This window comes from Micromonospora sp. NPDC005173, from assembly GCF_040608515.1.
Lineage (GTDB): Bacteria > Actinomycetota > Actinomycetes > Mycobacteriales > Micromonosporaceae > Micromonospora.
The window spans coordinates 181,471-206,929 of record NZ_JBEXIK010000009.1; the positions used below are offsets into that span (position 1 = coordinate 181,471).

Annotated in this window: 22 protein-coding genes and 1 pseudogene; 7 read left to right on the forward strand and 16 right to left on the reverse strand. The window is 70.3% G+C overall.

What is annotated here, in order from left to right; translation table 11 throughout:
• Positions 1-11: 11 nt before the first annotated feature.
• The 13 genes and pseudogenes from ABZV00_RS13880 to ABZV00_RS13940 all read right to left on the reverse strand — a co-directional run.
• Positions 12-995: an EamA family transporter gene (locus ABZV00_RS13880; RefSeq protein WP_355605516.1), complete on the reverse strand. Its 984-nt coding sequence runs from the start codon at positions 993-995 to the stop codon at positions 12-14.
• Positions 982-1,443, reverse strand: a complete 462-nt coding sequence (locus tag ABZV00_RS13885) for an Ohr family peroxiredoxin (protein ID WP_328415141.1) — start codon at positions 1,441-1,443, stop codon at positions 982-984. The genes ABZV00_RS13880 and ABZV00_RS13885 overlap by 14 nt, the downstream gene beginning before the upstream one ends.
• Before the next feature lie 22 nt (positions 1,444-1,465).
• Complete coding sequence (locus ABZV00_RS13890) at positions 1,466-2,278, reverse strand: alpha/beta fold hydrolase (protein WP_328415143.1); 813 nt, start codon at positions 2,276-2,278, stop codon at positions 1,466-1,468.
• Positions 2,275-3,657: a M20/M25/M40 family metallo-hydrolase gene (locus ABZV00_RS13895; protein ID WP_355605520.1), complete on the reverse strand. Its 1,383-nt coding sequence runs from the start codon at positions 3,655-3,657 to the stop codon at positions 2,275-2,277. The genes ABZV00_RS13890 and ABZV00_RS13895 overlap by 4 nt, the downstream gene beginning before the upstream one ends.
• A 28-nt stretch (positions 3,658-3,685) precedes the next feature.
• Positions 3,686-4,444 (reverse strand): SDR family oxidoreductase, encoded by a 759-nt coding sequence (locus tag ABZV00_RS13900; RefSeq protein WP_328415146.1) that lies wholly within the window; start codon positions 4,442-4,444, stop codon positions 3,686-3,688.
• Positions 4,441-5,304, reverse strand: coding sequence for an ABC transporter permease (locus tag ABZV00_RS13905; protein WP_328415148.1), 864 nt, complete (start codon positions 5,302-5,304; stop codon positions 4,441-4,443). Before ABZV00_RS13905 ends, ABZV00_RS13900 begins: the two co-directional genes overlap by 4 nt.
• 11 nt (positions 5,305-5,315) lie before the next feature.
• Positions 5,316-6,140 (reverse strand): ABC transporter ATP-binding protein, encoded by an 825-nt coding sequence (locus ABZV00_RS13910; RefSeq protein WP_355605524.1) that lies wholly within the window; start codon positions 6,138-6,140, stop codon positions 5,316-5,318.
• A gap of 27 nt (positions 6,141-6,167) precedes the next feature.
• Positions 6,168-7,274: an ABC transporter substrate-binding protein gene (locus ABZV00_RS13915; protein ID WP_355605527.1), complete on the reverse strand. Its 1,107-nt coding sequence runs from the start codon at positions 7,272-7,274 to the stop codon at positions 6,168-6,170.
• Between the two features lie 27 nt (positions 7,275-7,301).
• Positions 7,302-7,694, reverse strand: a complete 393-nt coding sequence (locus ABZV00_RS13920) for a hypothetical protein (RefSeq protein WP_355605530.1) — start codon at positions 7,692-7,694, stop codon at positions 7,302-7,304.
• Positions 7,694-8,005 (reverse strand): hypothetical protein, encoded by a 312-nt coding sequence (locus tag ABZV00_RS13925; RefSeq protein ID WP_355605532.1) that lies wholly within the window; start codon positions 8,003-8,005, stop codon positions 7,694-7,696. The genes ABZV00_RS13920 and ABZV00_RS13925 overlap by 1 nt, the downstream gene beginning before the upstream one ends.
• On the reverse strand, positions 8,005-9,078 hold the full coding sequence (locus tag ABZV00_RS13930; RefSeq protein ID WP_355605535.1) for a class I SAM-dependent methyltransferase: 1,074 nt from the start codon (positions 9,076-9,078) through the stop codon (positions 8,005-8,007). The genes ABZV00_RS13925 and ABZV00_RS13930 overlap by 1 nt, the downstream gene beginning before the upstream one ends.
• A gap of 56 nt (positions 9,079-9,134) precedes the next feature.
• Positions 9,135-11,153 carry an FAD-dependent oxidoreductase gene (locus ABZV00_RS13935; protein WP_355605538.1) on the reverse strand — a complete coding sequence of 673 codons (2,019 nt, stop codon included), beginning with the start codon at positions 11,151-11,153 and terminating at the stop codon, positions 9,135-9,137.
• A gap of 314 nt (positions 11,154-11,467) precedes the next feature.
• Positions 11,468-12,043: pseudogene (locus tag ABZV00_RS13940) on the reverse strand (cytochrome b); the annotation flags it as partial.
• A gap of 22 nt (positions 12,044-12,065) precedes the next feature.
• Here ABZV00_RS13940 and ABZV00_RS13945 point away from each other — a divergent pair.
• Positions 12,066-12,497 (forward strand): hypothetical protein, encoded by a 432-nt coding sequence (locus tag ABZV00_RS13945; protein ID WP_355605540.1) that lies wholly within the window; start codon positions 12,066-12,068, stop codon positions 12,495-12,497.
• Between the two features lie 1,060 nt (positions 12,498-13,557).
• Here ABZV00_RS13945 and ABZV00_RS13950 read toward each other — a convergent pair.
• Together ABZV00_RS13950 and ABZV00_RS13955 are read right to left on the reverse strand one after the other, a co-directional pair.
• Entirely contained in the window at positions 13,558-14,193 is a 636-nt protein-coding gene (locus tag ABZV00_RS13950; protein WP_355605543.1) for a response regulator transcription factor, read from the reverse strand.
• The gene (locus ABZV00_RS13955; RefSeq protein ID WP_355605546.1) at positions 14,190-15,404 is read right to left on the reverse strand and encodes a sensor histidine kinase; all 1,215 of its coding nucleotides are present in this window, start codon (positions 15,402-15,404) and stop codon (positions 14,190-14,192) included. The genes ABZV00_RS13950 and ABZV00_RS13955 overlap by 4 nt, the downstream gene beginning before the upstream one ends.
• Positions 15,405-15,633: 229 nt before the next feature.
• Between ABZV00_RS13955 and ABZV00_RS13960 the strand changes: the two genes are divergently transcribed.
• From ABZV00_RS13960 to ABZV00_RS13970, 3 genes are all read left to right on the forward strand, one after another.
• On the forward strand, positions 15,634-16,683 hold the full coding sequence (locus ABZV00_RS13960; protein WP_355605549.1) for an ABC transporter permease: 1,050 nt from the start codon (positions 15,634-15,636) through the stop codon (positions 16,681-16,683).
• Entirely contained in the window at positions 16,680-17,363 is a 684-nt protein-coding gene (locus ABZV00_RS13965) for an ABC transporter ATP-binding protein (RefSeq protein ID WP_355605551.1), read from the forward strand. The genes ABZV00_RS13960 and ABZV00_RS13965 overlap by 4 nt, the downstream gene beginning before the upstream one ends.
• Positions 17,364-17,760: 397 nt before the next feature.
• Positions 17,761-20,103 carry a flippase-like domain-containing protein gene (locus ABZV00_RS13970; RefSeq protein WP_355605553.1) on the forward strand — a complete coding sequence of 781 codons (2,343 nt, stop codon included), beginning with the start codon at positions 17,761-17,763 and terminating at the stop codon, positions 20,101-20,103.
• 137 nt (positions 20,104-20,240) lie between these two features.
• On the opposite strand, the gene ABZV00_RS13975 is transcribed toward ABZV00_RS13970, so the two are convergent.
• Positions 20,241-20,837, reverse strand: a complete 597-nt coding sequence (locus ABZV00_RS13975) for a hypothetical protein (RefSeq protein ID WP_355605556.1) — start codon at positions 20,835-20,837, stop codon at positions 20,241-20,243.
• Between the two features lie 480 nt (positions 20,838-21,317).
• Between ABZV00_RS13975 and ABZV00_RS13980 the strand changes: the two genes are divergently transcribed.
• The 3 genes from ABZV00_RS13980 to ABZV00_RS13990 all read left to right on the forward strand — a co-directional run.
• A complete protein-coding gene (locus ABZV00_RS13980; protein WP_355605559.1) occupies positions 21,318-24,503 on the forward strand; it encodes a penicillin acylase family protein in 3,186 nt (1,061 codons plus the stop codon).
• A gap of 345 nt (positions 24,504-24,848) precedes the next feature.
• Positions 24,849-25,136 carry a hypothetical protein gene (locus ABZV00_RS13985; protein ID WP_355605562.1) on the forward strand — a complete coding sequence of 96 codons (288 nt, stop codon included), beginning with the start codon at positions 24,849-24,851 and terminating at the stop codon, positions 25,134-25,136.
• Positions 25,137-25,217: 81 nt separating this feature from the next.
• A partial coding sequence (locus ABZV00_RS13990) for an FAD-dependent monooxygenase (protein WP_355605565.1) occupies positions 25,218-25,459 on the forward strand: 242 nt, incomplete at its 3' end.

Genomic DNA, 25,459 nt, shown 5'->3' on the forward strand with positions numbered 1-25,459 from the left:
GCAACCGGAGCCTAGGTGGGCGTGGCCGGTGCGGCGGGCGACGACGGTCCGCGTTGCCGGGGGCGTTCCACCGCGACCACGACCGCCACCGAGGCGAGCACGAACACCCCGGCCAGCACCTGGCGGCCGGTCAACCGCTCGTCGAGCACCATCATCCCCAAACCGACCGCGACGACCGGGTTCACATAGGCGTAGGTGGCCACGAGTTGCAGCGGCGCCCGCCGCAACAGCCAGGAGTAGACGGTGTAGCCGACGATCGTGCAGACCACCAGCAGATATCCCCAGGCGATCCAGGAACGGCCGGACACCTCGGCCAGCCGCAGCCCGCCCAGCTCACCGGTCAGTGCGCTGGCCACGGCGACCGCCAGCCCGCCGATCAGCATCTGCCAGGCGATGCCGACCAGCGGATCGGCCGGCTGCGCCATCCGCTGCGACAGCCACGAACCGACCGCCCACACCCCGCTGGACGCGAGCACCGTCAACGTGCCAGCCAGGTGCAGTTGGGTGCCCGGCGCGAGCAGTAGCAGGGCCAGCCCGGCCACCCCGCCGAACACCCCGGCCACGACCAGCGCCGACGGTCGCTGTCCGGTGCAGACCCGCAGCGCCAACACCCACAGCGGTACGGCGGCGACCACGAGCGAGGCCAGGCCGGAGTCGACGTACTGCTGCCCGACCGCCAGCAGGGTGCTGCCTACCCCGATCAGCAGGATGCCGGTGACCGCGACGCCGGGGAACTGCGCCCGGGTCGGCACCAACTGGGGCGACCGCCGCAACCCGGCGATCACCAGCAGTACCACCGCGGCGAGCAGGAACCGGCCGGCGGTGGTGACCATCGGCGGCAGGCTCTCCAGGGCGATCCGGTTGCCCAGGTAGGTCGAACCCCACAGGGTGTAGATCAGGGCGAGGCCGACCACCAGCGCCGTCCGGCCGCCGCCACTGTCCGGACCACCGCCGGTGGCGGTGGTCCGGGCAGGCGCGGAATCAGTGTCGACCATCGACCCGGATCGTCACCGGTGTGTTGCCCCGGATGGCGTTCGAGTACGGGCACATCCGGTGTGCCGCGTGGACGGCCCGTTCCAGGTCGGCCTGCGGACACTCCGGAGCGCTCACCTCCAGCAGTACGGCGATCGCGTACCCGCCGCCGTCGGTGGTGCCGAGCGAGACCGAGGCGGTGACCCGGGTCGCCCCGAGGCTGATCCGCTCCTGCCGGCCGACCGCCGTCAGCGCACTGTCGAAGCAGGCCGCGTAGCCGGCGGCGAACAACTCCTCCGGGTCGGTGCCCGGGGCGTCGGGGCCGCGCTGTGCCGGGCGGGTCAGGGTGGCCCGGAACGAGCCGGTCAGCGACTCCGCCCGCCCGCCCCGGCCACCCGAGACCTGTACGGTCGCGGTGTAGACGACGTTGTCCGGCACCACGCTCGCGGGCCCGGCCGGAATCTCGGTCACGACGCCACCTCGCTGCGCTCGCTCACGACGCCTGCCCGACGACCTGGGCGGCGACCGCGTCGGCGAACGCCTCGGGCTGCTCGTCGGCGACGAAGTCCGTGCCGCCCGGGATGGTGACCAGCGGCGCGTGCGGCAGGGCAGCCGTCACCACCGGCGTCATCCGGTCCACCAGGTCGTCGCCGCCGTGCAGCAGCACCGTCGGGATCGCGGCCAGCGCCGCGGTGTCCAACCGGTGCGCGAAGACCGCCCGGTACGCGGTCGCGTAGTCCGGCCCGGTCATCAGGTATTCGGCCACCTGCCGGTTCGCCTCGTCCGGGGTCAGCCGCGGGTACAGGCCGTACACCCGGTCCCAGATCACCCGCAGGTGGCTGCCGTCGCGGTCCGGGACGTATCCGGGGGCGTACGACTCCACCTTGGCCTTGCGCTCGGCGTCGTCGTAGAGCGGCAGGCCCTGCAGGATCAGCCGGTGCACCCGGGCCGGGGCGAGCAGTGCCGCCTCGGCGCCGATCGTCGCCCCGGTGTGCTGCCCGAGCAGGTGTACGGCGCCCAGCCCCAGCGCGTCCGCGACCTGCCACACCGCGTCGGCGTACTCGGGAATCGACCACGGCCGTGGCGGTGCGTCGGACATCCCGAACCCGGGGGTGTCGACGACGATCGTCCGCACGCCACGCTCGGCCAGCGGCGCGATCACGGCGTCGTACGTCGCCGACGACAGCGGCGACTGGTGCAGCACCAGCAGCACCGGCTGGTCGGCCGTACCGCCGTGCCGGTAGTGCACCTGCCCCCAGGGCAGGTCGACGTATCCACGCTGGGCAGTGCCCCGGATCCTGCTCACGCCGTCACCTCGCTTCGCTCGGCACTGGCGGCCATCGCTGCCATTACCTCGATGACGTGCCTGATGCCGGTGCGGTAGTCGTCCAGCCGGATCTGTTCGTTCGGACCGTCCACACCGGAGTCGGCCCGGGACACCCCGATGCCGACGATCGGCCGGCCGGGCAGCACGCCCTGGTTGCCGATCCACTGGGTGTACGGCTCGATCACCGGCTCGTTGCCGTACGCCCGGCGGGCCGCGTCGGCGACCAGGGTGACGAACGGGTCCTGGTGGTCGGTGATGTTCGGCCGGCTGGTCGCCATCACCTCGATGTCGACGTCGCCGAAGCCGCTTTCGGCCAGGTGCCTGCGCAGCGCGTCCAGGACCCGCTCCGGGGCCTGGCCGGCGATCAGCCGGATCTCCACCTTGGCCCGGGCCAGCGACGGGATGCCCAGGGTCACGTCGTCGCGCATGTCGCCGCCGTCGAAGCCGGCCACGGTGAGCGTGGGCACGGTACGGATCGCCACCGCGGCCGCCCGGTCGTCCAGCCCGCCGACGAACCCGTCGACGCCGGCGCGGGCGCGCAGGAAGTCACCGTCGAAGGCGACCTGGGCCAGCAGTTCGCGTTCCGCGTCGGTCACCGGGCGGGCGCCGGCTGCGAAGCCGGGGACCAGCACCGTGCCGTCCGGGTCCTGTAGCGCGGCCAGCGCGGCGGCGAGCCGGATCGTGGCCGATGCGAGCAGGGCGGTGTTCTGGCTGGTCAGGTCGCGGGGCAGGGTCCGCAACGACAGGCGCAGGTAGAGCACGCCCTTCTCGCTGAGCTTGAGCAGTGGCCGGCCGTCCGCGTCCAGCCAGGAGTTCTCCCACAGCGTCCCGTCGCTTTCCAGCCGGTCGGCGTGCGCCTCGACGAACGAGCCGAGGCCGGGGCTGTGCAGCCACTGCTTGCCCTCGATCAGGAACCGGCTGGTGACCGGGGGCGCGAGACCGGCCAGCCGCCAGGCCGCGGCGGCGTGGATCCGGGACATCAGCGCGCCCTTGTCGTCGGCGACGCCGCGGGCGTACAGCCTGCCGTCGTGGATCTCCGCTGCGTACGGCGGGCTGATCCAGTCGGCGTCGTCCCCGGCCGGCTCGACCTCGACGTCGTAGTGGTTGAAGTGCAGCAGCGAGCGCGGCCCGCCGGCGAGTTCGCCGAGCACGTACGGGTGCGAGTCGGCCCAGGGGACGACGTCGGCGGTGCCGCCCCAGCGGCGTACCGAACCGGCGAGGAACTCGGCGGTGGCCGCCATCTGGTCCGGCTCCTGCCGGCGGCTGCGGATCCGGCACAGCTGTTGCAGTTCCTCGACGAAGGTGTCGAAGTGCTCGTCGACCGCGTCGAGGACCGCCTTGATATCCGGCGATGACATGGTGGTAGCTCCTCTTGGGAGGTCGGGCTCAGTGGATGGTGACGCCGCCGTCGACGAAGATCGTCTGACCGGTGGTCATGGCCGCGGCGTCGCTGAGCAGGTAGGCGACCGCGTTCGCGACGTCCTGCTCGCCGGCCATCCGGCCCAGCGGGATGGTGGCCAGCTTGGCGGCCAGGTAGTCCGGGTCGCCGCGCAGGTCGCTGGTCATGTCGGTGGGCACGATGGTCGGGCCGACCGCGTTGACCCGGATCTGGTCGGGCGCCCATTCCAGCGCCAGCACCCGGGCCATGTGCATCACCCCGGCCTTGCTGACGCAGTAGCCGAGCGTGTCCAGCACCGCGATGTGCCCGTTGGTGGAGCCGATGTTGACCACGGCTCCACCCGCCCGGCGGAGGGCCGGGTACGCGGCCTGGCACATCCGGAACGTGCCGGTCAGGTTGATGTCGAGGACGTCGGTGAAGTCCTGTTCGGACATAGTGGCCGCCGGTCCGCGCCGGACCACGCCGGCGTTGTTGACCAGCAGGTCGAGCCGGCCGTGCCGGTCCAGTACGGCCGCCGCCAGGTCGGTGCAGGAGGCGGCCGACCGGACGTCGACGTGGTGCCGGCTGTGCGCGCCGGCCAGCTCGGCCGCCGCCCACCCGTCGGGCTCGACGACGTCGGCCTGGGCGACGGTCGCGCCGCGTTCGGCCAGGGTCGCCGCGATCCGCGCCCCGATGCCCCGGGCCGCGCCGGTGACCAGCGCGACCCGCCCGTCGAAGCGATTTGGGTCGGCCCCCGGCCGGCTCACGCGCCGATGACTTTCGTGTCCTCGGCCCAGAACGCGACCTTGCGCTGGATGAGCCGGATCACGAAGTGGGCCAGCAGGCCCATTACCGACAGCACCACCAGCACGGCGAACATGCCGGCGATGTCGAAGTTGTAGTTGGTCTGTAGGAGCAGGTAACCCAGCCCCTCCTTGGCGCCGATGAACTCACCGACCACGGCGCCGAGGATGGCGAAGACGATGCCGATGTCCAGCCCGGCGAAGATGAACGGCAGGGCACTGGGCAGCCGGACCATCCGGAAGATCTGCATCTTGTTGGCGCCGAACACGGTCAGCATCTGGATCTTGTCGGCGTCGGCGGCCCGCAGCCCCTCGATCACGTTGACCAGCATCGGGAAGAACGAGATCACCGCGGCCATCACGATCTTGCTGGTCAGGCCGAAGCCGAACCAGACCACGAACAGCGGGGCCAGCGCGACCTTCGGCACCGTCTGGAAGGCCACGATGTACGGCATCAGGGTGGCTTCGACGATCTTGATCTGGGAGATGAACGTGCCCAGCAGGACCGCCGCACCCACCCCGATCGCGAAGCCGACCAGCGACTCCTGGGTGGTCACCCACAGGTGCCCCCAGAACAGGTCGTCGTTGAGTTGCAGCCAGAGCGCGTCGACGATCTGCGTCGGGCGCGGCAGCACGTACTCGTCCACGCCGAACACCTGTACGCCGTACTCCCAGGCCAGGACGACCACGACGAAGACCGTCGGGACCAGCCAGAGCTGGGGGCGGTCCCGCAGGTCCAGCTTTGGCCAGGCGGGTTTCGGCGCGGGCGCGGGCGACCCGGTACGCGGGCGGACCGGATCCTTTACCGGATTGGTGGTAGCCATAACGAACCCCGTCAGTCGATAACGCCGGCGGCGTTGAAGTGTCGGCGGATGCGTTCCACGTAGACGCCGGCGCGGTCCGAGGACATTACGCCGAGCTCCCGTGGCCGCTCCAGGTCGATGGAGATGATCTCGGCGATCCGGCCGGGCCGCGGGCTGAGCACGACCACCCGGTCGGACAGGAAGACCGCCTCCGGGATCGAGTGGGTGACCAGAACCGCCGTCTGCCCGCTCTCCCGCCAGATCCGCAGCAGTTCGACGTTCATGTACTCGCGGGTCATCGCGTCCAGCGCGCCGAACGGCTCGTCCATCAGCAGTACGGCCGGGTCGTGCACCAGTGCCCGGCAGATCCCGGCGCGCTGCTGCATGCCGCCGCTGAGCTCGTGCGGGTACTTCTGCTCGAAGCCGTCGAGACCGACCATCTCCAGCAGTTCCTGGGCCCGCTTTCGGTGCCGGGCCGGGTCCAGCTTCTGGACCTCGGCCGGCACCATCACGTTCTCGAAGATGGTTCGCCAGGGCAGCAACGTCGGGGCCTGGAAGACCATCCCGACCTGGGGGAGCGGCTTGGTCACCTCCCGGCCGGCGATCCTCACCACGCCCTGCGACTTCGGGCTCAGCCCGGCCAGGATCTTCAGCAGGGTGGTCTTGCCGCACCCGGAGGGCCCGACGACCGAAATGAACTCGCCCCGCCGTACGGAGAAGCTGACGTCGCTCAGGGCCAGCGTCGGATCGGACTTCTTGGGTTGATAGAGCTTGTGCAGGCCATCAACCTCGATCCAGGTGCTTTCCTCGACCACTGTGGGCGTCGGTAGTTGGCGGGCCGTTGTTCGGTAGGCCATCGGGTATCCCTCCGCGTGTCCGGTCGGCTACTTCGCGGTGTAACTGGCGGCCTGCTGCAGGACAGCGGCCTTGTCGAACTCGTTGGCGCCGGCGAGCAGGCTCGGGTCCCACACCTTGCTCAGCTCGACCTCGCCGGTGATCTGGCCGGCTTCCTTGGTGTACGCCTGGGTCTTGGCCCACTCCTGGTCGCTGATCGCGCCCCAGGCCGGGAAGTCCTCCGGCGTACCGGTGGCCGGGGTGGCCGTCTTCAGCCAGGCCTGCAGGCTCGCGGTATCCGCCGCCAGCCGCGACTCGACCGACTGGCCGGCGAGGATCTGCGGGAAGACCTTGTAGCCGATCCGCATGGCCGCCTCGGGGTTCTTCGCCGAGAAGAGCATCGCCTTGTACGACGCCCGCAGGAACCGGGTGTTGACGTCGCTGTTCTCGTTGCGCGAGCTGACCGCCCACGACAGCGACCGGATGCCGGTCAGCGAGTCGGGGTTGGGCAGGTACTTCAGTGTGGTGCCGGCGTTCTCGATGACCGTGTACGCCTGGGTGTAGAGCGCCAGCATGTCGACCTGGCCGCCGTTGAGCGCGGCCGCCGCCGGCGCACCCACACCGACCGGGAGCAGTTCGACGTCCTTCTCCGGGTCGAGCCCGGCCGCGCGGACGAAGGCCCGGGCGTACGGCGCGGAGCCCGACGCAAGGCTGATCACGCCGATCTTCTTGCCCTTCAGGTCGGCCCCGCCGGTGATCGTGCTGTCCGGCTTGACGGCGATCACCCAGGGCCAGTTCTGCACCAGCCCGCCAACCGCCTTGACCGGCACGTTCTTCTCCACCGCGCCGAGGATCGAGCCGCTGTCGGCGGCGGTGACGCTGCCGCTGCCGCTGGCGACCGCCTGCAGCGCGGCGACCGAGCCGTCGGTGTTGATGGTCTCGACGGTCAGCTTCTCCTCGGCGTAGTAGCCGAGTTCCTTGGCGACCGCGAACGCGGCCACCTCCTCCTTCGGCCCGATCACCGCGGAGGCGATGGCGAAGGTCAGCTTGGCCGGCTCACCAGCGGCGCCGTCGCCGCCGGAGTCGCCGCTGTTGCAACCGGTCAGTACCAGCGTGGCGGCCATGGCCCCCACGAGCACCCGTAGTCCATGTCTCATCTCGAAATACCTCGTCACAAGTCGGGATCAGCTGCGGCTGGTCGGAAGGTCGACCGCCAGGTCGTTGTAGACGTGCTGCTCGGTGATCAGCCCGTCCTGTAGCAGGAACACGTCCGCGTAGCGGATCCGGTCGAAGGGCGACCCGTCGTTGTCCTCGCCGTAGAGCGTGCCGAGCGAGGTCACCGAGGTCCGGTCGCCGCCGGCCTCGGTCCCGACCAGGTAGCGGTCCCGGTGCTTGCGTACCCAGCGGTACCGCCCGGTGGCCGCCGCGGCCATCTCGGTGAGCGAGCCGAAGACCCGACCACCCGGAAAGACGATCAGTACGCCGGGGGCGAGCAGCCGGCTCGCCTCGGCCAACTGCCGGTCCTCGCACAACTGCAGGTAGCGGTCGATCAGGCCGGCCGGATCTTCGGTGCCCATCAGCGGCTGCGCGTCTCGATGGCCGCTTCCCACTGGTTGCGCAGCGGGTGCTCGGCGGGGCCGTCCTCGGTGAGGATCCGGAGCAGGCGGGCCTGCAACCCGTCCCGGTCGGCGTTGAACGCCGGCTGCTCGGCGGGCGTCGCGGTGAACCCGTCGACGGCGTCGCCGTCGAGTTGCCCGCCGCGGACCAGCAGGGCCTCGACCGCCCGCAGCCGCTGCCGGGTCACGTGCAGGTCGGTGGCGAGCTGCAGGACCAGGTCGAACAGCTTGCTGGACTTCGCGTCGCCCAGGTAGGCGAATTCGGTGCTCATCATGCCTCCGGCTTGGTGGCGGACAGGACCGCCCACGGGAAGTGCCACTCGAACCGGTCGCCCCAGCCCTCCGGCCGTACGCCGTGCATGCGCTCGTCGAACGGGGTCCAGGAGGCCTCGGTGAGGCCGGCCTCGGCGCAGATCTGCAGCAGGTCGCTGCCGAACAGCGCGTGGAAGAAGGGTTCGTTGTTGCGTTCGGCGTGCTCGTAGACGGTCGCGTCGCGCAGCGGGTCGCCGGTGAGCTGGAACTCCAGGAACCGCAGCGCACCGCCGGGCTTGAGCAGCCGGGCCGCCTCGACGATGGTTTCCCTGATCGCCTCGGCCGGCATCTCGTGCAGCACCATCGTTCCGGTGACCACGTCGCAGGAGTCCGCGTCGATGCCGGTGTCTCGGCCGTCTGCCTGCCGGAAGTCGATGGCCAGTTCGGCCGCCTCGGCCTCGACGTGCGCCAGCCGCAGCCCGGGGGCGGCGAAGTCGACGCCGATCACCTCCGCGTCCGGGTACTTGCCGACCAACGGGCGGGTGCTCTTGCCGAACCCGCAGCCGATGTCGACCACCCGGGTCGCCGCGGGCACCTCCGGCAGGGCGGTGCTGGTGAACAGCGAGTGGAACTTGTATCCGTCGTTGTCGCGCAGCATCACGATGCGGGCGCCGAACTCGTACACGTAGGCCGACATGTCGTCGGAGAAGAATCCGCCGGGCTGGATGTGGATGTCGTAGTCGGTGTACCAGCCGGGCAGGTCCAGGTCGGCGTCCAGCTTGAGCGCGCCCTTCGGCTGCGCCGGCTGGGCCAACTGGTCCACCAGCTCCGTACGGCGGCTCAGCACCGCGTCGCCGGCCAGCTTCCACAGCATCTTCTGCTGCACCCGCTCCAGGTGGCTGAACCACGGATAGAGCGGCAGCTCGCGCAGCCGGGTCTCGGCGTCGGCGATGGTCGTCGCCGATTCCCCGACGGCGTTAAACTCCTGGCGCAGCGCCGGGTAGACCGTGTCGGCCCACCGCTTGCGCAGATTGAGTACGAAGTCGACGGCGGAACGCTCGTCCAGGGTGAGCCGTTCCTCGACATCGAACATGTCGGTCTCCCTTGGTTGATCGATCGGTTTGGTCGTCCGGCCAGGTGGAACACGAGCTAGTGGGCGAGCAGCACCCGGCGGGCCGGCTCGGTGTCGTACTGGCCGAGGAACGCGCCGGCGAGGCGTCCCTCGTAGATGGCTTCGAAAGCGGTGCGGGGTGCGTTGGCGTCGCCGACCAGGTGTGTCCGGGGGCCGTCCGGTCGGGCCTCCAGCGCGCGGTAGAGCTCGTCGTCGGCGATCGCCGAGCCGGCGTCGACGACGGCGCTGACCCCGTCCACGCGTACGGCGTCGCCGCTGAGCACGTCGACGAACTCCACCGTCGACCCGTCGACGCCACGGACCGTGCGCATCGGCTGGGCCCGTACGCCCAGCTCGGCGAACCGGCGCAGCAGGGCGAGCTTGGAGTAGGTGGTGATCCGGGCGCAGACGCTCGCGGTCGGCGAGACCAGGTGCACCCTGGCCCCGAGCCGGGCCAGCTGCTCGGCGACCGACGCCGCCGCCCAGGTGCCGTCGTCGTCGAGCACCACGACGGTGCCGGTGACCGGCCCGGCCGGTTCGATCAGGTCCGCCACCGCGTCGGCCAGGTCGAGCACCGGCGGGCCGCCGGGCAGTTCGCGGCGGGCCGGCCGGGCACCGGTCGCCACGATCACGTCCTGGAAGTCGCCGGTCATTACCGTCGCGGCGTCCACCCGTTCGCCGAGCCGTACCTCGATCCCGGCCGCGGTAGCGTCCCGGACCAGGTCGTCGGTGAGCAGCCCGAGGCGTTCCCGGCCGGGTACGCGGGCGGCCAGTTCGACCTGACCGCCGAGCCGGTCGGCGGCCTCGACCAGGGTCACCCGGTGGCCGGCCCGGTTCGCGCCGAGCGCCGCCGAAAGCCCCGCCGGGCCGCCACCGATCACCAGCACCCGCCGTACGGCGGGCCGGTCCGACCAGGCCGCGGCCCACTCGCGTTCCGCGCCCACCTCGGGGTTGACCACGCAGGAGATCGGCAGCCCGGTCTCCAGCCGCCCGATGCAGCCCTGGTTGCAGGCCAGGCAGGAGCGCACCTCGTGCTGCCGGCCGGTCATCGCCTTGCGGACCAGGTGCGGGTCGGCGATGTGCGGGCGGGCCAGGCCGACCAGGTCGGCGTCGCCGGCCGCGACCAGTTCGGCCGCCTCGGGCAGGCTGTCCAGCCGGCAGACGGCCAGTACGGGCAGGTCGGCGAACTCCCGCTTGAACAGGGCGGCGTGGTGGCGGAACGGGGCGTGCCCGAAGCTCATGTCGGCCATCTGCGTGGCCAGCGAGTAGCTGCCGTGGTAGGCGGAGTGGCTGACGTGCACGAAGGCGAGCGGGAACTCGGCGCGGAGCTGGGCGACGATCTCCAGCACGGCCCGCGGGTCGAGGCCGCCGGGCAGGAACTCGTCGGCGCTGACCCGCAACCCGACCGGCAGGTCGCCGGCGGTGGCGAACACCGCGGCCAACACCTCGCGGGTCAGCCGCAGCCGGTTGGCCGGGCTGCCGCCGTACCGGTCGTCGCGCAGGTTGGTGCTGGGGGAGAGGAACTGCTGGAGCAGGTGGCCGTGTCCGGCGTGGACCTCCAGCCCGTCGTAGCCGGCCGCGCGCATCCGGCGGGCGGCGGCGGCGAACGCCTCGACGACCACCGCGATGTCGTCGTGGCCCATCGCATGCGGCACGTGCGCGCCGGCGGCCCACGGCAGCGGCGACGCGGACCAGGCCGCGGTCCGGGTCGCGTCTCCGTTGGCCTGCCGGCCGGCGTGCATGATCTGGGCGAAGATCGCCGCCCCGTGCTCGTGTACGGCCGTCGCCACCGCCGCGTAGGCGGGGATCGAGGCGTCGTCGAAGCTGCCGAGGCTGATGTGCCGGCCGGCGCTGGTCGGGTGCACCCGGACGGCCTCGGTGATGATCAGGCCGACGCCGCCGCGGGCCCGCTCTGCGTGGTACGCGACATGGCGGTCGGTGGGCTGGTTGGCCCGCCCGAAGTTGGTGGTGTGTCCGGGCACGAAGACCCGGTTGCGCAGCGCGACCTGGCCGAGTTGGACCGGCGCGAATAGACGGTGTAGATCATCGATGGCCACGACCGGACCTCCTGTCCAGGCTGTCCCACTCGACCGAACGGATCCGACAGTGTTCCGATGTGCCGTACGCCGTTCGATTGAGGGGAACGCTAGAGGCAGGCTTGCCGGGTAGTCAACGGTTCGTAGTTCATTAACTTTGTGTGACCGGGTGGTAGCCGGATTCTGGCCCGGGTTCATGAGTCAGCAAGGTTTCGCCCTGGTCAAGGGCAGGATCCCGGCAGTTGACCCGGGATGGAGGCGGGCACGTACGGCAACGGAAACGACCGTGGCGCCCGCCGATTCCGGCGGGCGCCACGGTCGTGTGTTGCGGGCGGTCAGCGCTTTCCGCTGATCTCCTTCTCCTTCGGAGGGGCCGAGACCGGCGGGTGGCCGGGGGAGACCGGCGCCTCGGCCGGCTTCTCGATCGGCACGAAGAAGCCCTTGATGGCCGGGCCTAGCGCGCCGAGCCGGTTCATCTTCTTCGGTACGACCCAACCGGCGAACTCGCCGTGGCCGTGCTCGTCGGTCGCGCCGAGGGGCTGGTGCACCTCGATGAACCGACCGTCCGGCAGCCGCCGGATGATGCCGGTCTCCACGCCGTGGGCCAGCACCTCCCGGTCGTGCTGCTGTAGGCCGAGGCAGATCCGGTAGGTGACGTAGTAGGCCAGCGGCGGGAGCAGGATCAGCCCGATTCGGCCCGCCCAGGTCATCGCGTTCAGGCTGATGTGGAAATTGTCGGCGATCACGTCGTTACCGCCGGACAGGGTCAGCACCACGTAGAACGAGATGGCCATCGCGCCCAGGGCGGTGCGGTTCGGGACGTCGCGCGGCCGCTGGAGCAGGTTGTGCAGCTCGTTGTCCTTGTTGCGCCGCGCCTCGATGAACGGATAGTCGAATACCGCTACCTACACGAATCTTGTTGAGATCACTTCAGTGGGCGAGCGGTTTTGGTTCCCGTTCACGTACGAGGAAGCAGGCCTCGGATTCAACGACCAATGGTGGTACGGCAGCCCCGTCTATCCCCATTCCAAGAGCATCTTTCTGCGTGTCCTAGAGAACAACAGCGAGGTCGCGCGGGTTCACCTCGACAACGAGGTCGAGATCGATCACTATGCCGACGTGCCGCCACTTGGAGCCACTGCACTCGAGATTCAGTTCATTGAGGTGCACGACGATCACCGCGGCCGCGGCACCGGCCGCGCTGTCATCGGCCTCCTTCACAACCGCTACCCAGACCGTCGCCTCGTGGCCTTCTCCGAGGGCGCCGACGGCTTCTGGTCATCTCTCGGTTGGCGTCGGCACCTCCACGCCGACCCCGAGGAGGCATCGTTCTTCCGGCCGCTCTTCATCCAGCCACGGGCGTAAACGCATTGCCGCCGCGCGGACGAGGTTCCCGAGACCTACCGGGCCTCATCGGCTTGTGATGAGCCGGGCGGGGAGACGCCGCTTCCCCTGCCGTGTGCGCGCTCTTCGGCATGAGCGAACGCTCGGTGGGGACCGTAGTAGTCGGTATCACGGCGGGGTCCGAGCGCCCCGGCGTGAACGCTCCGTGGTCCTCCGGTGGCGACGCCGAAGGTGGGTATATGGACGCGACGTTGTTGATCTTCGATGATGTGCGCGGTGTGTGCTCTCCAGCGGATGCCAACCAGGGTGAACCGGTGCCAACGCGGGTCACCGCGACCGACCGCTGGTCGCAAACCGAGGTTCGTGTGCTCCGGGTGTGGTCCTGGGCTGGGCGAACAGGGGCCCGGGTGACGTGGATGAACGCGGGCCACCCCCTGCCACCCCAGGTGAACGCCCAGGTCGCGAGACTAGGCCCTCGCGCCCCGGTAGCTCAGGGGATAGAGCATCGGTTTCCTAAACCGTGTGTCGTAGGTTCGGGTCCTCTTCGGAGGGTTCTGCAGATCAACAGGTCACACGGCCGCTGCAATCGAGCAAACGCGTCGACCGCCGGCGCTGTGCCTGACCGCGACAGTCCGTCAGGTCCCGAGCCTGACGTGCTTGCAATCGTTAAGGCTCGTTCGGACGAGGCTCAAGGCGTCGGGGCGTCTTCTCAGGGAAACATAGTGACCCCTGGTGTTTCCTCGGCGTCGCGGCGGTCGTCTTGCGGGGTAGGCATCGCCGGGCCGCCCCAACAGTGAGCGACACCAGCGGGAATCTCGGCTGGGTGGCCCGACCACGTCGGCGCCGGCAATGAGCGCCGCGATGGCGGTTGCTACTGCGTGCCTGGGTCGGGGATGCACGAGACGCACGAGATCCGGCTCGTACTCGGCGGCCGCGGTCACACCGAGTCGAGCCATCCCGACGATCGCCGCCCACGACCCTGCCGCCATCGGCACCGCCGGCAGCACGTCGTCATCTGCAGATTCGGCAGCGACCGTGAAGCCATGGCTTGAGCCTCCCCAGCAGCGGGCGGTCGGTCAGGTCAGCGTCGGATGAGGCCGAGCTGGGTTGCGGTTGCGACGGCGGAGGTGCGGGACTCGACGCCGAGCTTGGTGTAGATGTGGGCGAGGTGGGACTTGACTGTGCCTTCGGTGAGGTGAAGCCGGGAGCCGATCGCTTGGTTGGACAGGCCGTCGGCGACCAGGGTGAGGACTTCGGTCTCGCGGCGGGTCAGGGCGGTGCGGGGGTCGCGTAGCCGACTCATGAGCCGGTCGGCGACAGCGGGGGCCAGGGTGGTGCGGCCGGTGGCGGCGGTGCGTACGGCGGCGGCGAGGTCTTCAGGTGGAGCGTCTTTGAGGAGGTAGCCGGTGGCGCCGGCTTCGATGGCGGGCAGAGTGTCGGCGTCGGTGTCGTAGGTGGTGACGATCAGTACGCGGGGTGCGCCGGGGCGGGCGGTGATGGCGGCGGTGGCCTGAGCGCCGTTCATTCCTTTGCCGAATTGCAGGTCCATGAGGACGACGTCGATGTCACCGCGGCCGGCGCGGGTGACGGCTTCCTCGGCGGTGGCGGCTTCGGCCACGATTGTGATGCCGGGTTCGGTTTCCAGTACGGCGCGCAGCCCGGCCCGGACTATGGGGTGGTCGTCGGCCAGGAGCAGGCGGATGGGCTTGTCGGTCACGAGTTTGCCTCGACGCTGTGGTCGGCGGGGGAGGCAAGGGGCAACTGGGCGGCCAGGGCGGTGCCGTGGCCCGGGGCGGATTCGACGGTAAGGGTGCCGCCGAGGGCCAGGACGCGGGCGCGCATCGCGGGCATCCCGAATCCGCCGTTCTGGGCGTCGGGTGCGGGAAGCCGGTGAGGGTCGAAGCCGTGCCCGTTGTCGATGATGTCCACGGCGACGTGGTCGCCGAGGTAGCTGAGGGTGACGTCGGCGGTGGTTGCCTCGGCGTGGCGCACGGTGTTCGCGAGGGCGGACTGGACGATGCGCAGCAGGGCCGCCTCGTGCTCGGTTGGCAGCGGCCGGGGCTCGCCGGTGAGGTGGAAACGTGCGGTGAGCCGGTGGCGAGCGCTGGTGGTGGCACACAGTCGTTCCAGGGCGCCAGCCAAGGTCGTGTCTTCGAGGTCAAGTGGGGCGAGGGCGGCGACGAAACGGCGAGCCTCGGCGAGGTTGTCAACGGCGGCCTGGCGGGCCTGCTCGACGTAGCGGGTGGCCTTCTGCGGTGTGGAGGGCAATGCCCGTTCAGCGGCGCGTAACAGCAGCTGGATGCTGGATAGGCCTTGAGCGAGGGTGTCGTGGATTTCCCGGGCGAGGCGCTCGCGTTCGGCGAGCACGCCCGCGGTGTGCTGTGCCGTGGCCAAGTCGGTGCGGGCCGCAATGAGCTCGTCGATCAGCTTCCGGCGGTGTTCGCTCTCGCGGTACAGGGCCTGGTACCCCCAAACCACCGCGATCGACACGGCGGCGCCGAGTGCCGGGCCGATCGCCATCGCCGGGCTGACGGAACTCTGGTGAGCGCCGAAGCCTGCGATGGCCGCCGCCGCCGTGATCACGACGGCGGCCAGGCCGCCGCGGCGTGACAGCAGGTGCAGTTGCAGGAAGTAGAGCGGGAAGGCCACCCACACCGCGTCGGCCGATAGGACCAGCAGCATCAGCCACATGGCGACCACGGCGGTCAGCCATACCGCGGCGGCGCGCCGGGAGCGGCTGATGCGGGGCAGGAAAGGTCCGGCCGCGTAGACCAGCCCACACGCTGCGGCCACAGCGATGACCGCCCCGGCGTGCGGACGGCTGTCAACGACCGCCCGTCCGGCGGTCAGGGCGAGCAGGCCGACGACCAGCACGTGCACACACCAGGTCAGGGTGCGGGTTGCGGGCGTCAAGGCCGTAGCAGTCATCCTCACAGTTCTTCCAGCCTAGGCAGTCATCTCCCGGGACGGCCTCGATCAAAAGTTAGAACCGGCGTGCAGCCTTTCGACGCACCAGGAGCTGCCCTGCGCCAGACGCGGACTCAGAGGGTGCGCGGCGACGCTAGAGACATCCCAGTTCCACCCCCATGAAGGGCAGGCCAAAGCCGTGTTCGTCGCCTGGAGAGATCTGAAGTTCGCCAAAGGGCGTTTTGCCCTGATGGGAACCGTCATCGTGCTGATCACCCTGATGGTCGGGCTGCTGTCCGGGCTGACCGCCGGCCTCGGTCAGCAGAACATCTCCGCGATCACCGGCCTGGCGGCCAACAAGATCGCTTTCAACGCGACGGGCACCGGTGAGAAGCTGTCGTTTTCGAACTCCACCGTCACCGAGAACCAATGGCAGCAGTGGGCCCGGACCCCGGGCGTACAGAACGCCCAACCACTGGGCATCACTACCACCAAGGCCGCCGCCGGCGACAAGACCATCGGGGTCTCCGCCTTCGGCGTCCAGCCCGGCTCGACGCTTGCCCCGGCAAGCAGCAAGATCAACGAGCGCGCGGCGGTCCTGTCCATCACCGCCGCCGACAACCTCGATGTAGCCATGGGCGACACCTTCACCCTCGGCGGACAGCAGGTGACCGTCGCCGCCGTGCACGGAGACGCCTCCTTCAGCCACACCCCCGTCGTCTGGACCAGCCTGGACCTGTGGCAGAAGCTGACACCTCCCACCGACAAGCCCAACGGTCCCACCGCCACCGCCACCGCCACCGTCATCGCCCTGAACACCACCACCGACGCCGACGTACAGGCCGCCGACAAGGCCACCGGCACCACAACGGTCGCCAAGACCAACTCACTGTCCGCGATCGGCTCCTACACCTCCGAAAACAGCTCCCTGCAGCTCATGCGCGGCTTCCTGTTCGCGATCTCCGCACTCGTCATCGGCGCCTTCTTCACCGTCTGGACCATCCAGCGCAGCGCCGACCTCGCCGTACTCAAAGCCCTGGGCGCCTCCACCACCAACCTGCTCAAGGACGCGCTCGGCCAAGCCGTCGTCCTGCTGACCGGCGGCACACTGCTCGGCACCGGCCTCGCCGCCGGCCTCGGCGCCCTCGTCGCCGGCGCCGCCGTGCCCTTCATCCTCACTCCCGCCACCATCCTCGTCCCGGCCGCCGTGATGATCGCGCTCGGAGCACTCGGGGCCGCCCTGTCCATCCGTCGCATCACCTCCGTCGACCCGCTGACCGCCCTGGGGAGCGCCCGATGAGCCTCAACGTGCACGACATCACCCTCACCTACCCCGACGGCGACACCCGCCTGACCGCCCTCGACCACGTCACCCTGAACGTGCCCAAGGGCAGCCTGACCGCCGTCGTCGGCCCCTCCGGCTCCGGAAAGTCCACCCTGCTCGCCGTCGCCGCCACCCTCATCAGCCCCGACGCCGGCACCGTCACCATCGACGGCACCACAACCACCGGCCTGAGCCGCCGAGAACTGACGACCCTGCGCCGGAACAAGATCGGCATCGTGTTCCAGCAGCCCAACCTGCTGCCGTCGCTCACCGCAGCCGAACAACTCCAAGTCATGGCACACCTCGACGGACGCTCCCCGGCCAAGGCCCGCAGCCGAGCCATGGAACTGCTCGACAACGTCGGCCTTGCCGCACAGGCAGAACGGCGCCCCCACCAGCTGTCCGGCGGCCAGCGCCAGCGCGTCAACATCGCCCGGGCGTTGATGAACGACCCCACCGTGCTCCTAGTCGACGAACCCACCAGCGCCCTCGACCACCAAAGAGGTGCCGCCATCATCGACCTGATCACCCGACTCACCCATCAACAGGCCACCGCCACCGTGCTCGTCACCCACGACCACACCCGCCTCGCCGCAGTGGACCAGATCGCCGAGGTCCACGACGGCCGACTCAAAGTGCCCACACCGATGCCGTAACCACTGTTCTCGAGACGCCCAACAGTCGACCGGTTTCCAAGACGTGCTCCACCAAGATGCGGACCTGACCGCCGCCCACAACATCCTCCGCGCGACCGCGATCGCCGTCAGCTCACAAGCCCCGGGAGTCTGGTGTGTAGTCGCTCGAAATCGAGCAGGCTGCGGCAAGGTCCGGCGAGTGCACTCCCGCGAGCGGACTCCAGCGCCGGCAACACGAGTACCAGGGCCAGGCCGAGGCCCGGCGGTAACCGCTGAGCACCGCGATTACCTTGTCCACCTGCTGATTGTCGCCCCTAGCGGGTTGATTTTCGGGCAAGAACCGTTCCGCCCGCGGGCGGTCCGTAGGGTTCGGACCGACAGCGGGAATCGAGCCGGATGAGGGGTCAGCCGAGGACCGGTGGTAACGCGGAGGCATCGCCCGTCGCCGGCGCTGCTGGTCAGCCTGGCCGTCTCGGCCAGTCTGCTGGTCGTCGTCAGCGTCTTGGTGCGGCACCGACCCGTAGCGCTGTGGGAGCGGGACCTGTTCGTCCTGATCAACCACCTACCCTCATGGCTGACGCCGATGCTGGTCGTCGTCATGCAGGCCGGCTCCTACGCGGCGGTGTTCGTCGCCGCCGCGGCGGCCGTCATCCTGCGGCGCACCGGCGTCGCGTGGCGTTTCCTGCTGGCCGGCAACCTCGCGTACTGGCTCGCCGTCGCCGTCAAGGCCGCGGTCGCCCGGCAACGACCGGCGGCGCTGCTGACCGAACTGACCCTCCGGGACACGGTCACCGGAGCGCTCGGCTACCCCTCGGGGCACGTCGCGGTCGCCACCGCCCTGGCCCTCGTCGCGGCGCAGGCCGGCAACTCCCGCTGGCACCGCCTGGCCTGGACGGTGATCGCTCTGGTCGCCGTAGCGCGGATCCACGTCGGCGCTCATCTGCCAGTCGACGCGGTCGGTGGGATCCTCGTCGGTTGGCTCGCGGTAGGCCTGACCCGGCTCGCCGTCGGCGAGGTCGGACCGCAGCAGTCCACCCACGATCTACGCGAGACGCTGCGGCGACGCGGATTCGACGTGCGGCGGCTGGAATCGATCGGCGGTGACGCCCGCGGCTCCCAGCCGTGGCAGGCGGTCACCACCGATGGACAGCGGCTGTTCGTGAAGGTGACCGGCGGCCAGCAACGCGATGCGGACTGGGCCTACAAGCTCTACCGGAGCCTGCGCTACCGGCACGTCGCCGACACACCGCCATACCTGAGTCCCGAGCAGCAGAGCGAACACGAAACCTACCTGACCCTGCTGGCCGAACGCGCCGGCGTCCGAGTCCCGGCCGTCGTCACGACCGCCACCGCACCCGGCGGAAACGCCCTGCTGGTGCAGGAGTTCATCGACGCGGCCCCGCTCAGCGCCGTCGTCGGGCCGGTCCCGATCGCCGCCGTGCGGGACGCATGGGGACAGGTGGCGCTGCTGCACCGGGCGGGCATTGCGCACCGCGACCTGCGGGCCGCCAACGTGCTCGTCGACGGCGACCGCGCGTACCTGGTCGACCTCGGGTTCGGCGTCGACGACGCCCCGGCCGACCAGCGGGCCCGGGACATCGTCGAACTACTGGTCGCCCTCGCCAGCCGGGTCGACCCGGCGAGTGTGGTCGCAGCCGCAGTCGACCGACTCGGCGCCGAAACGGTCGCGGACAGCGTCCCGTTCCTGCAACCGCCGGTGCTCTCCCGCGCCGGCCGCAACGTCCTACACGCCCACCCCGACCTGTTGAAGTGCCTCCGCGAGGAGATCCTGCGGCGCTGCCCGGACCGGGAGCGGCCCCCGGCCAAGGTGGTCCGGACAGCGCCACGGGACATCCTCCTGCTAGTGGTCCTCGGGCTGATCGTGCACCTCCTGCTCCCGCAACTTGGCGAGCTACGCACCGCAATCCACCTGATGGTGCACGCGAACCCGGTGGCCGTCGTGGCAACGCTGCTCGGCTCGGCCCTCACCTACCTCCTCAGCGCCGTCGTGCTCCGGTTGGCCGCGGCCAACCGGGTACCGCTCGGCGAGGCCACTCTGGTGCAGGTCGCAGCGTCGTTCGCGAACCGGCTGGCCCCCGGCAGCCTCGGCGGTGCCGCGCTCAGCCTGCGCTACCTGCACCAGAAAGGACTCGACACCGCGGCGGCGGTCACCGCCGTGGTCGTCTCCCGCACCGCCGGCGTGGTCTCGGTCGTGGTGCTGCTGCCGATCCTGCTGCCCTTCGCGCGGCAGCCCGCCCGCACCCTCACCCACGGCGCGACCAAGGCGCTGCCGCTGCTGCTGGGCGCCCTCGTCGCGCTGCTCGTCCTCGCGGCCGTCCTCGCCGCACCCCGCATCCAGCGGCGCGCACGCGCGGCGGCCGGCCGTGTCATCGCCGCCCTGCGCACCTTGACTCACCAGCACCGGCTCCGGCGGCTCGTCGCCGCGTCCGTGACGCTCACCCTCACCTACGGCCTCTGCCTCTACCTCGCCCTACTCGCCACCGGCCAGCCCGTCGACATCGCGCTACTACCTCCGGTGATCCTGGTCTGCGTCATCGGCGAGGGCGTCGCCTCCGCCGCGCCCACCCCCGGCGGGCTCGGTGCCACCGAGGCCGCGCTCGTCTCCGGCCTGCTGCTCTACGGAGTGCCGCTGGACACCGCCGTCGCCGGCGTCCTGATCTACCGTCTCGCGACCTTCTGGCTCCCGGTGCCGCCGGGCTACCTGGCCCTCCGCCACATGACCCGTCACCGCTTGCTGTAACCGCGACTGCGCAGAACGAGACGACGACCAGCGCTGCGGCCCACACTCGACGGGAGCGGACCACCAAGGGCACACGACACCAGGGCAACGTTGCACTGGTGCGATGTCCGGGTTCAGCGGCCGCGCCTGTAGCGCCCTCAGCGATCGTCTCCAGCAGGGATAAGGAGCCAGCGCGCAAAGCAGCTTTCGTCGTCCAGCTCGGTGTGCCACCGGATCTTGAACCGATACGCTGTGATGTCACCCGTCTGGATCAGCATGCCCGGGTCAGGCTCTCGCTGCGGTGGACCGTGAACGATTGGCACCGGCCCTGGCCGTGCCGGCAACAACGGGGCCGAGTACTCGCCGGCGCCGTCGATTGCTGTGCTGAAGACCGCCAGTTCACCACTGCCGACGGCGAGGTCATCACCCTCGTCGTCCTCGGCGTCCGGATACTCCAGTGCTGCAGCGAGCACACGCGGGTAGTCGGGCCCAGATGCCTGCACGAAGGCGAGCGTGCCGCCCTCGGACTGGAAGACCTCAACCCAACTGTCGTCGCGGACAACCCCGTCCCCGCCGACCAGAGCCGCCCTGCCAGCCCCGACGACGATGGCGGTGTCCTCTGTCGCCATGTCAACGACCCGTTCGAAGTCGTCGTTGCTGTAACCGCACCATTCGCTCCGACGCATGGCGTCGATAGCGAGGAACGGTTCACCGTTGGTCCACAGCCGGCCGACATGAACCCATGATCCTCGCACTGACCCAGTATCACTGCCGCGTACGAGGACCCAGCAGCGGGGCATCTCGTGGCCATCGCCCCAACCAGCCCTACCGGTCCTGTCGATGAGCCATTCGGGCCCGCGTCCGACTCGCATCGCCCGCCCAGCTACACCAGCGGCTTCCAGGACGCGCTGCGCAGCTATGGACCCGTCACCGCTCCGCTGGAACTGCTCGGCGGACGGAGTTGGTGACTGGTCGCACCAGCGGAAGAGCAACACGGGGTGGCAACGGCGCCACCCCCACCGTGCCGGTTCCGGGCGGCGGAAGACGGCGAAACGTCGGCATTGGCTCGTGGTGAACGACGGCTATCCCGGACGGCGGTCCTGCGCCGATCATTGCCCCAGATCGACATGAGTCATTCTCACCTCCAGGCGGAACGCCCGGGCACGGAGGCGAGAGGTCGGCACCAGCAGCCGGGCGTACCGAACGGCCCGACTCCGCGTCCCCGGAGGATCGCCATGCCCAGACCCGCCCTTCGCGCCCGGCTCGCGGCGCTCACCGCCGCCGCCCTGACCATGAGCGTCCTGACGGTCACCCCGCCGTCACCGGCGCTCGCCGCCACCACCTTCACCCCCGACGACTACTGCCTCGGCCAGTGCGCCGACATCCTGCCCCCCGGGCAGAACGGCAACGCCACGCTGGTCGCCATCCTGGCCCACCAGACGCTCGGCACCCGCCCGGCACACTCCAGCGACCAGCTCGACGAGTACGCGAACCTGGTCTACAACTACGCCGGGCTGACCGACGAGCAGATCGCCCACTTCTACAACGACGCCTCGTTCGGCGTCCCCGCCGCGCAGGTCGAAAGCACCATTTCGCCGCGGGCGGACGTGACCATCGTGCGGGACAAGGCCACCGGCGTCCCGCACGTCACCGGAACCACCCGCGCCGGCACCATGTTCGGCGCCGGCTACGCCGGGGCCCAGGACCGGCTCTGGGTGATGGACCTGCTGCGGCACGCCGGTCGCGGCACGCTCACCTCGTTCGCCGGCGGCGCGCCGGGCAACCGTGAGCTGGAGCAGAGCATCTGGGCCAACTCGCCCTACGCGGAGGCGGACCTCCAGGCGCAGGTGGACGCGCTGCGCCTCAAGGGCACCCGGGGCCAGCAGCTCTACACCGACGTGGTCGACTACATCACCGGCATCAACGCCTACATTGACAAGTCGATCGCCGACGACAACTACCCCGGCGAATACGTGCTGACCGGCGCTGGCAAGCCGACGCACTTCACCATGACCGATTTGATCGCCACCGCCGGTGTGGTTGGCGGGCTCTTCGGCGGGGGCGGTGGCAGCGAGATCCAGTCCGCGCTGGTCCGGGTGGCCGCCCGGGCCAAGTACGGCACCACCGAGGGCGACCGGGTCTGGCAGGCGTTCCGCTCGCAGAACGACCCGGAAACCGTGCTCACGCTGCACGACGGGCAGAGCTTCCCTTACGGCGCGACACCGCCGGGCGCGACCAGCGCGGTACTCCCCGACGCCGGCACGGTGATCGCCGAGCCCCTCGCCTACGAACAGAGCGGCGGGGCCGCCGCCCGCGCCGGTGCCAGCACAGCCACCCACGGGCTGCTCGGCGGGCTGTCCAACCTGCGCGCACACGGCATGTCCAACGCGGTGGTGGTCTCCGGCCGGCACACCACCACCGGCAACCCGGTCGCCGTGTTCGGCCCGCAGACCGGCTACTTCGCCCCGCAGCTGCTCATGCTCCAGGAACTCCAAGGGCCGGGGATCAGCGCGCGCGGCGCCGCGTTCGCCGGGCTGAACCTCTACGTGCTGCTCGGTCGAGGTCAGGACTACGCCTGGAGCGCCACCTCGGCCTCCCAGGACCTGACCGACACGTACGCGGTGCCGCTGTGCACCACCGACGGCAGTGCCCCGACGCTACGCTCCAACCGCTACCTCTACCGGGGCCAGTGCCTGGCGATGGAGGTGCTGGAGCGGCGCAACTCCTGGTCGCCGACGCTGGCCGACGCCACCCCTGCCGGCTCGTACACGCTGCGCGCGCTGCGCACCAAGTACGGGCTGGTGGCCTACCGGGGCCTGGTGAATGGGCAGCCGACCGCGTTCACCAAGCTGCGCTCGACCTACCGGCACGAGGCCGACTCGGCGATCGGCTTCCAGGCGTACAACGACCCGTCGGCCATGGGCAGCGCGGCGGCGTTCCAGGCGTCCGCGGCCAACGTCGGGTACGCGTTCAACTGGTTCTACGTCAACTCGACCGAGGCGGCGTACTTCAACTCCGGCTCGAACCCGGTCCGGCCCGCCACCGCCGACCCGAACCTGCCGACGAAGGCCGAGCCGGCCTACGAGTGGGTGGGCTGGAACCCGGACACCAACGACGCCACCTACACCCCGGCGTCGGCTCACCCGCAGTCAGTCAACCAGGACTACTACGTCAGCTGGAACAACAAGCAGGCGCAGGACTTCGCCGCTGCCGACGGCAACTTCAGCTACGGCGCGGTGCACCGGGGTCAACTGCTCGACGGTCCGGTGCGCGCAGCCATCGCCCAGCGCAAGCTCGGCCGCGCCGACATTGTGAAGATCACCGCCGAGGCGGCGGTGACCGACCTGCGTGGCCAGCAGGTTCTCGGCGAACTGCTGCGGGTGCTCGACAGCACCCCGGTCACCGACCCGGCGCTGGCCGCCGCCGTGAGCAAACTGCGGGCCTGGCAGCAGGCCGGCTCCCGCCGGGTGGAGACGTCACCCGGCTCCAAGGTCTACCAGCACGCCGAGGCTATCCGGATCTTCGACGCCTGGTGGCCGCTGCTGGCCGCGGCCCAGTTCCGATCCGGCCTCGGGCCCGACCTGTATGCCGCCCTGGTCGATGCCATCGAGGTGAACGAGGCGCCGTCAGGCGGCCAGAACGGCGGGCGTGACGGCGCCGTGAGCTGGGCGTTGCAAGGGCAGGCGCACAAGGGTTCGTCGTTCCAGTACGGCTGGTGGGGCTACGTCGACAAGGACCTGCGCACCGTGCTCGGCGACCCCGTCGCCGGCGGGCTGGGGCGCGCGTACTGCGGCAACGGCAACCTTGGCGCGTGCCGGCAGGCGCTGCTCGAGACGCTCGGCCGCGCCACCGCGGTGCCGGCCACGACGGTCTACCCGGGTGACACGTCCTGCGGGGCCGGCGACCAGTGGTGCGCCGACTCCATCGCCCAGTCCGGGCTCGGCGGCATCACCCACCCGCTGATCGCCTGGCAGAACCGTCCCACCTACCAGCAGGTCGTCTCGTTTCCGGCGCGACGCGGCGACAACGTCACCAACCTGGCGCAGGGCCGTCCGGCCACCGCGTCGAGCACCCAGTTCCTGACCAGCAACACCCCGGACAAGGCAGTCGACGGCAGTCTCGGCAGCCGGTGGTCCAGCAGCTACAAGGACAACCAGTGGCTCCGGGTTGACCTCGGCGCGGCCCGGACGGTCAGCCGGGCGGTGCTGCGCTGGGAATCCGCGTACGGCATCGGGTACCGGATCGAGGTCTCCGGCGACGGTACCTCCTGGCAGCCGGTGTTCAGCACCACCACCGGCAACGGCGGCGTCGACAACGCCACCTTCACCCCGGTAAGCGCCCGCTACGTGCGGGTGTACGGGGTCAACCGGGCCACCTCATACGGATTCTCGCTCTACGAATTCGAGCTCTATGGACGGTGACCTCGGCCGGAGGGCCGGCGGGAACCACCCGCCGGCCCCTGCGGGGCGTGCGCAGCGCCACGGCCGGCGGGCGGGGCCTGCAGGCTCTCCCGAACGCGATCGTGGTGCCGGCGGTCCGGGCGGGGACGACGATCCACGTCGCAGCCATCTCGGCTGAGGCGCTCTACCGGCGGCGCCAGGCGTCGGCCTCCACGTCGAGCAGGTCGTTCAGCGTCAGTGCCGAGTTGATCAGGCAGACGGGGCTGAACGCCCATCGTGCCGAGCCGACGCAATTTCCCGTCGAAGTCAGTGGCGACGAGATCCGGGACGAGGCCAGAGGTAACCCGACGCCCAACCAGCTTCGACATGAGCCACCTTGGCCACCTCAATCCGGAAGGCGTGGTCGCCGCTGGCCGCGGGCCGCCTCGGCACCCACCAGCGCTCGGCCGCTTCCTGTCGCTGATCGTTCTCACCGCGTTTGCCGAGATCAACGGCGCGCGGCTGTTTGGCAAGGCTGGCACAAGCACCAGGGCATACGTTCGATCCCCGGATGAGTTTCGTCGGCAGATCGCGTCGATGATGCAGCTGGGGCTACCGTCGGGTCGTGACGGTCAGTCGCGCGTCGAGCCAGGGGATCTGGATGGTCGGCATTGAGTACGTGATCGCGTTCGGTACCTCAGCCGGCCCGCTGGAGGCACCGGTCGCGATCATCGGCTCTCGACGGGTCGATGTCCGGTGAGCGCCGTCGAGGTTCTGGTGGTCGGGGCGGGGCCAACCGGACTGGCCATGGCCGGGCAGTTGGCCGCCCTGGGTGTGCGGGTCCGGGTGGTAGATCGATCTGTCGACCGGGTGCACGAGTCCCGTGCCCTGGCGATTCAGCCCCGCACCCTGGAGGTGCTCGCCAGTCTCGGGGTGGCCGATGAGATGGTGGCCGTCGGGAACCGCGCGGTGAGGCTGTGTCTGCATGCACGGGGGCG